Source organism: Oleiphilus sp. HI0132 (genome assembly GCF_001635845.1).
On sequence record NZ_LWGJ01001104.1, the window covers coordinates 1 to 4853 of the forward strand.

5 protein-coding genes are annotated in these 4853 nt (G+C 41.7%); all 5 read right to left on the reverse strand.

Annotation, left to right across the window (positions count from 1 at the left end; genetic code table 11):
- Positions 1-889, reverse strand: an 889-nt coding sequence (locus A3766_RS14550; protein WP_156508910.1) for a molybdopterin cofactor-binding domain-containing protein, incomplete at its 3' end; no start/stop codon positions are given.
- Between the two features lie 21 nt (positions 890-910).
- Positions 911-2044, reverse strand: coding sequence for a GNAT family N-acetyltransferase (locus A3766_RS14555; RefSeq protein ID WP_068515295.1), 1134 nt, complete (start codon positions 2042-2044; stop codon positions 911-913).
- Positions 2044-3036 carry an NAD(+) synthase gene (gene nadE, locus A3766_RS14560; RefSeq protein ID WP_068515293.1) on the reverse strand — a complete coding sequence of 331 codons (993 nt, stop codon included), beginning with the start codon at positions 3034-3036 and terminating at the stop codon, positions 2044-2046. The genes A3766_RS14555 and nadE overlap by 1 nt, the downstream gene beginning before the upstream one ends.
- A gap of 27 nt (positions 3037-3063) precedes the next feature.
- The gene (locus A3766_RS14565) at positions 3064-4575 is read right to left on the reverse strand and encodes a class I adenylate-forming enzyme family protein (RefSeq protein ID WP_082865367.1); all 1512 of its coding nucleotides are present in this window, start codon (positions 4573-4575) and stop codon (positions 3064-3066) included.
- A 1-nt stretch (position 4576) separates the two neighbouring features.
- Positions 4577-4822: an acyl carrier protein gene (locus A3766_RS14570; RefSeq protein ID WP_068515291.1), complete on the reverse strand. Its 246-nt coding sequence runs from the start codon at positions 4820-4822 to the stop codon at positions 4577-4579.
- Between the last annotated feature and the right edge of the window lie 31 nt (positions 4823-4853).

Sequence of the window (4853 nt, forward strand, 5' to 3'; positions counted from 1 at the left end):
TGCCAGTGTGACTTAAGGCATCAATAAAGTCTCTTTCTATCTGAGCTTGGTTTAGGTCATTATCTGTTTCGGAGTGCCATGTAATATTTAAGGTTGATAAGACATTTTTCGCTAGCCAATAGGACGTAGCTACAACCGCAACGGCGTTATTTAGCTTTACTATTCCTTTAACACCGGAGCTTAATTGCCTTGTAGTGGAGACTGACGCTAGTGTTGATTTAAATGTGGGGGCGTGAGTAATTGCAGCATAGTGCAAGTTTTCCAGCTCAGTATCGATACCATATTGTGCCTGTCCCTTGACGATGTCGTGAACGTTTAGGCTAGGGTTTTTGTTCCCTATAAAGTTAAATTCACTAGGTTTTTTAAGAGCAGGATTTTTAGGGGGGTGGAATGTGCTGGCCAGCTTACTCAAGTCGCCATAACTAATGTGCTTTCCTGTTTGCTGGTTTATAACTTGGCCATTTTTGGTGCTTAAACTTTGTTGATCAACCTCCCAAGTTTGGGCTGCTGCTTGTAGTAGCATGCCCCTGACACCTGCAGCCCCAGTTCGAAGAGGGAGCCATAGTGACTTGATTGAGCTACTTCCACTGGTTCGAAGTTGGGCATGCTTCGTGTCCGCGTCAGCCAGCTTGATTTCTATAGTTGACCATTCTAAATCTAATTCTTCCGCTATGATTGCGGGTATTGCATTAATGATTCCTTGCCCCATTTCGATTTTGGGTAAGGTAATGACAACTCGATTGTCTGTGTGAATACTTAGCCAAGCTTTTGGTGAAAATGCTAGGCTTTCAGTATTCCATTCATTACAGCCATTGAGAGAAATGCCAAGTGAAAGGCCTACACCGGCGCTAGTGGTTAGTTTTAAGAATTCTCTACGATTAGTATCCATAAGCTGGTATTCATAAACTATCTAAGGTTTGAAGAACATGAAATCCATATCAGAGTCTGCAAATGTAATTCGCCAATTTTTTATATCCTGTGCTTGCATTAGATTGCAGGCTTCACCTTTACAGTGAAGCATAAATAGATCACCATGAGGACGTTTTATAAAAAGTGACTTCTTCAATTCGTGTTCCATGTCCAGGTTGATGCCTTGATACATGATTGCATCAACATTTTTTTCTAAGGCTAACTTTTCACTTAGCTTGATTAGATCAGGGTAGTCTGAATCTGGAGCTAAGTAGTCACAAATTGCTAGAACCTGTTTTCCTTGCCACTCACTAATCATTGTAACCAAGTAGCTTGATAGGTTTTCTCCTTCGTATAGGAAGTGAATGTCGTAAGGGTGCTGTGATGGTGTTTCAATGTAGCGCCACTCAAAATACTCAGCATTCTTTCTAATGTTGAGTATTTTGAGATTATGTTCCTTGTTGTATAGGTATTCTAAATCCTTCTTATAATTCTCAACTTGGGATATCGGTTTTATCGTTTTTCTAGTTCTTACTAAGTGCTTTAGTCGAGTAAAAAAACGAACGCCCCAGGCTATTGTTGGATAAATTATAGTACCTTTTACCCCATGGCCTTGTTGGGTGCTAGAAAATCCTTTTGCTGTAAGAGGTTTAATATAGAAAGCTATATTTCCAAGATTGTACCAGTTCAATCTTGTAAACATCGCTTGAGCAGCTTGAGATATCCCTAGGCCTATAACGAAATCATGTTGATCCATGAGCTTTTTGATCAAAGCAACGCCTAGGCCTCTCATTCTCCATTTTTCATCGACCGAGAGGTCAATGGCACAGCACCCTGAGTAAACCTTATCGGCATAATTAACCGTACACTTTAAACCATACTGGGTGCCGACAACATCATTCCCGTCCCAAGCGATATATCGGGGGTTTTTGATGTTATTTGAAAATAGCCAATCGTTGTACTCGGGGGAGTGTCGCAAAGGGCTATTTACAAAAGCTTGTTTAAGGAATGAGTCGACACCTTCCGTTTCATTGTCTGTAACGGTTTCACGAATTCGATCCTTAAAACGCACGGCAAGCCTGTCAAAAACTTTTTGTTGATTGTTTTTCGTTTGGCTTTTTTTAGCACTCATCATTACCAACCCAAATCAACCTTGTCTATTAACTGTGCATGGAGGTGTAAATATTGAGTTGTTTTACGTTTGCTTTCAATATCATTGTAAATAAAGTCTGCTTGTTCAGTGCTCGTGTTTAATGCTTCTGCTAACTCTGATGATGGCTTTTCGTTGTTATAGAACCACAGCGCTACATCCATTTTGTTATATGGAAGAGCGAAGTAAAATTCGTCCTGCCCCTGGCTTAGGCTGTAGGTGTCGGTAGTGGGGGTGGCACTACAGATTTCTTCAGGCAGCCCTAGGTGACGAGCTAATTCATATACTTGTGTTTTATATAGGTGAGCAATTGGTTTGATGTCTGCTAAACCGTCTCCACCTTTGACAAAGAAGCCTTGATCATATTCAACTCGATTAGGTGTACCCACTACAGCATAGTTCAGCCGATCTGCATGGAAATAGTCCATATTTTTACGGATACGTTGCTTAAAGTTTGTTGCTGCTACAATTGTCAGGTACTCATTTAAACCCAAACGCTTTTGCTGCTGCTTGCCGGACGGGTCTTCAACGACAAGTTTGAAGTGGTTAATTTGTCCTTTAGCCCCTCCATCGATCACTATTTTATTTTTCCAACCTTCGCAATACTCTGGGAAGGTCTTTTTGATCGCTTGATCGCGCCATTCATAACAACCTATTGCTTCTAGTGCTGGGGCAATATCTTGAACTGTATACTCGATGCCGAGGTGCTCGGCTAGAGCTCTACCTCTCTCTAAGCTAGTTGAAGAAGAATCTGTTTCTGGCATTAAGATTCCAAATACTTTTTTCGGGCCAAGTGCACTGACAGCTAAAGCTGCACTAACTGAGCTGTCTATTCCACCAGATATTGCGACGACCAAGCCGCGACGGTGTAGCGTTTTTCGTAAGGAGTCTCTAATAAATCCCCCAATGCGTTCTACCTCAGCTGCATGGTCTAACTGGGTGTATTGTTTAAGTAGGTTTTCAACTTGGCTATTCATTAGTGATCTCTTCTTTCCGTAAATGAGTTATTTGCGCGCATTGGCAAAGCTTGCTAGCTCGTGACGTTTTATTTTTCCGCTACTTGTGCGAGGAAATTCACTGACCCAGAAAATTTCCTTAACTTGTTTGTGAGGCGGTAGATTTTTCCGGCAATGATAGCGGATCGGTTTTGGGTCTTCACCAAAGCCCTGTTTGAGAATTACAAAAGCAGCGATGACTTCGCCTAGCAGCTCGTCTTTGATTCCAGTGACAGAAACCTCGCTAACAGCATCACACTCCAGGATAACTTCTTCAATTTCTTCTGGGTGAATACGGTTAGCGCCAGATTTAATCATTTGTTTCTGGCGGCCTTTGATGTAATAGAAACCATCAATATCTCTGTAGCCCAAATCGCCGGTGTGTAGCCAGTCACCTGTAATTGTTTGTTCCGTAGCCGTTGGGTTGCTCAAATATCCTTGCATGATATTGTCTCCCTTGGCAATAAGTTCACCTGTCTCGTTTGGCCCCAATAGTTTGCCGCTTTCATCGCTAATCGCTAACTCTACATCAGGTATTGGGATGCCGATTGAGCCGGCTTTTTCTAGTAGTCTGGCTGGCGGCAGGTAGGTGAGCCTTGCTGACGCTTCAGTTTGTCCATACATGACGTAAATATCGGTGTTAGGTAGTGCCTCTAGTAACTCTTTGGTAGTCGTAACACTCATACTTCCACCTGCCTGGGTAATATATCTAAGTTGCGGATGTATTTTGGCAAAGCTAGTCTTATGTAAAAGAATTTGAAATGTTGAGGGTACACCAGAAAAACCCGTAATGCTTGCTTTGTTTAAGTCTTCAGCAATGAGTTTAGGGTAGAGCATTGACTGCCCTAAGCAAATACTTGCCCCAGCATAAATATGAGTTTGTAATACTGAGTTGCCGTAGCTGTATGTGAATGGTAATACGCAATAGGTGCAGTCGGTCGCACTTAAGCTCAGGTATTGGACAATTGATTGAGTATTAGCAAGCAGGTTACTATGAGAAAGCATGACACCTTTAGGGTCTCCTGTGGTGCCAGAGGTAAACAAGATTAGCGCGTTGTGCTCAACAGCTGGGATTACCCACTGGTCTAAGTCGGGTTTCGCTGCTTCCGTGTCTAATAATAGCTCAAATTCATTTGCCTCTACCTTGAGGTGTTGAACTGAGTTTTCTAAGTTTATTGCCAAATTATTTTTGGTGATGGCTAACTTCGCTTGAGAGAAATCCAGAATATGTTGAACTTCTCGAACAGCACTTTGGCTGTGCAGTGGAATAACAGTAATGTCTAGAGACCAGCAAGCATAAAGGAGAGCGATATATTCAGCGGAATTTTCCAGGCATATAACAGCTTTGTCGTTGCTAGGAATATTCAATGATTTAATCTTCTTCCTATAGATGTTAACAAGGCAAGCTAGCTGGTAATAGCTAAGATTCCTTGCTTCGTTAACACTATATGTTACGGCAGTCCGGTCTGGAGTAGAATGAGCATGCTTCGCCAGCGCACTTAATATGCTTGCTATCGTCATACTATGCAGATTTCTTAGAAATATAAGCTAGTAGGTTGTTGATTGAGTCAAGGTTTTCAGGAACCATCTCTTCATCTTCAACGGTGATGTTAAAATCATCCTCAAGCAGTGCAATGACTTCGAGTATTCCCATGGAGTCTAGAATGCCTTTATCCAAAAAAGAGTCATCATTTTTGAGTTCGTCTTGATTGTCTGTGAACATGTAGTTCTCAAGGATAAATGTTCTTAGCGTTGCTTCATTGCTCATAGTGTTTCCTAAATCTTAAATAAAAAGATGT